We start from the raw sequence: 3,039 nt of genomic DNA, 5'->3' as shown, positions 1-3,039 counted from the left end.
CTTCGGCGTTGTAAGGTTAAGCCTCACGGTTCATTAGTACCGGTTAGCTCAACGCATCGCTGCGCTTACACACCCGGCCTATCAACGTCGTCGTCTTCAACGTTCCTTCAGGACCCTTAAAGGGTCAGGGAGAACTCATCTCGGGGCAAGTTTCGTGCTTAGATGCTTTCAGCACTTATCTCTTCCGCATTTAGCTACCGGGCAGTGCCATTGGCATGACAACCCGAACACCAGTGATGCGTCCACTCCGGTCCTCTCGTACTAGGAGCAGCCCCCCTCAGTTCTCCAGCGCCCACGGCAGATAGGGACCGAACTGTCTCACGACGTTCTAAACCCAGCTCGCGTACCACTTTAAATGGCGAACAGCCATACCCTTGGGACCTACTTCAGCCCCAGGATGTGATGAGCCGACATCGAGGTGCCAAACACCGCCGTCGATATGAACTCTTGGGCGGTATCAGCCTGTTATCCCCGGAGTACCTTTTATCCGTTGAGCGATGGCCCTTCCATTCAGAACCACCGGATCACTATGACCTGCTTTCGCACCTGCTCGCGCCGTCACGCTCGCAGTCAAGCTGGCTTATGCCATTGCACTAACCTCCTGATGTCCGACCAGGATTAGCCAACCTTCGTGCTCCTCCGTTACTCTTTAGGAGGAGACCGCCCCAGTCAAACTACCCACCAGACACTGTCCGCAACCCCGATAAGGGGCCAACGTTAGAACATCAAACATTAAAGGGTGGTATTTCAAGGTCGGCTCCATGCAGACTGGCGTCCACACTTCAAAGCCTCCCACCTATCCTACACATCAAGGCTCAATGTTCAGTGTCAAGCTATAGTAAAGGTTCACGGGGTCTTTCCGTCTTGCCGCGGGTACACTGCATCTTCACAGCGAGTTCAATTTCACTGAGTCTCGGGTGGAGACAGCCTGGCCATCATTACGCCATTCGTGCAGGTCGGAACTTACCCGACAAGGAATTTCGCTACCTTAGGACCGTTATAGTTACGGCCGCCGTTTACCGGGGCTTCGATCAAGAGCTTCGCGTTACCGCTAACCCCATCAATTAACCTTCCGGCACCGGGCAGGCGTCACACCGTATACGTCCACTTTCGTGTTTGCACAGTGCTGTGTTTTTAATAAACAGTTGCAGCCAGCTGGTATCTTCGACTGATTTCAGCTCCACGAGCAAGTCGCTTCACCTACATATCAGCGTGCCTTCTCCCGAAGTTACGGCACCATTTTGCCTAGTTCCTTCACCCGAGTTCTCTCAAGCGCCTTGGTATTCTCTACCTGACCACCTGTGTCGGTTTGGGGTACGATTTGTTGTTACCTGATGCTTAGAGGCTTTTCCTGGAAGCAGGGCATTTGTTGCTTCAGCACCGTAGTGCCTCGTCATCACGCCTCAGCCTTGATTTTCCGGATTTGCCTGGAAAACCAGCCTACACGCTTAAACCGGGACAACCGTCGCCCGGCCAACATAGCCTTCTCCGTCCCCCCTTCGCAGTAACACCAAGTACAGGAATATTAACCTGTTTCCCATCGACTACGCCTTTCGGCCTCGCCTTAGGGGTCGACTCACCCTGCCCCGATTAACGTTGGACAGGAACCCTTGGTCTTCCGGCGAGCGGGCTTTTCACCCGCTTTATCGTTACTTATGTCAGCATTCGCACTTCTGATACCTCCAGCATACCTCACAGTACACCTTCGCAGGCTTACAGAACGCTCCCCTACCCAACAACGCATAAGCGTCGCTGCCGCAGCTTCGGTGCATGGTTTAGCCCCGTTACATCTTCCGCGCAGGCCGACTCGACCAGTGAGCTATTACGCTTTCTTTAAATGATGGCTGCTTCTAAGCCAACATCCTGGCTGTCTGGGCCTTCCCACATCGTTTCCCACTTAACCATGACTTTGGGACCTTAGCTGGCGGTCTGGGTTGTTTCCCTCTTCACGACGGACGTTAGCACCCGCCGTGTGTCTCCCGTGATAACATTCTCCGGTATTCGCAGTTTGCATCGGGTTGGTAAGTCGGGATGACCCCCTTGCCGAAACAGTGCTCTACCCCCGGAGATGAATTCACGAGGCGCTACCTAAATAGCTTTCGGGGAGAACCAGCTATCTCCCGGTTTGATTGGCCTTTCACCCCCAGCCACAAGTCATCCGCTAATTTTTCAACATTAGTCGGTTCGGTCCTCCAGTTAGTGTTACCCAACCTTCAACCTGCCCATGGCTAGATCACCGGGTTTCGGGTCTATACCCTGCAACTTAACGCCCAGTTAAGACTCGGTTTCCCTTCGGCTCCCCTATTCGGTTAACCTTGCTACAGAATATAAGTCGCTGACCCATTATACAAAAGGTACGCAGTCACCCCATAAAGAGGCTCCCACTGCTTGTACGTACACGGTTTCAGGTTCTTTTTCACTCCCCTCGCCGGGGTTCTTTTCGCCTTTCCCTCACGGTACTGGTTCACTATCGGTCAGTCAGGAGTATTTAGCCTTGGAGGATGGTCCCCCCATATTCAGACAGGATACCACGTGTCCCGCCCTACTCATCGAGCTCACAGTATGTGCATTTTTGTGTACGGGGCTGTCACCCTGTATCGCGCGCCTTTCCAGACGCTTCCACTAACACACACACTGATTCAGGCTCTGGGCTCCTCCCCGTTCGCTCGCCGCTACTGGGGGAATCTCGGTTGATTTCTTTTCCTCGGGGTACTTAGATGTTTCAGTTCCCCCGGTTCGCCTCATTAACCTATGGATTCAGTTAATGATAGTGTGACGAATCACACTGGGTTTCCCCATTCGGAAATCGCCGGTTATAACGGTTCATATCACCTTACCGACGCTTATCGCAGATTAGCACGTCCTTCATCGCCTCTGACTGCCAGGGCATCCACCGTGTACGCTTAGTCGCTTAACCTCACAACCCGAAGATGTTTCTTTCGATTCATCATCGTGTTGCGAAAATTTGAGAGACTCACGAACAACTTTCGTTGTTCAGTGTTTCAATTTTCAGCTTGATCCAGATTTTTAAAGAGCAAA

General features: G+C 52.6%; 1 rRNA gene. It reads right to left on the bottom strand.

The features are described 5' to 3' along the window. Nucleotides 1-12: 12 nt before the first annotated feature. A 23S ribosomal RNA gene (locus tag FQ015_RS01170) occupies nucleotides 13-2,917 on the bottom strand. Nucleotides 2,918-3,039: the final 122 nt, after the last annotated feature.

Source organism: Escherichia sp. HH26CH, assembly GCF_009820205.1.
In the GTDB taxonomy this organism is placed as follows: domain Bacteria; phylum Pseudomonadota; class Gammaproteobacteria; order Enterobacterales; family Enterobacteriaceae; genus Escherichia; species Escherichia coli_F.
The sequence above is the reverse complement of the archived record's forward strand: the minus strand, read 5'-3'. Positions and strand labels throughout refer to the sequence as shown.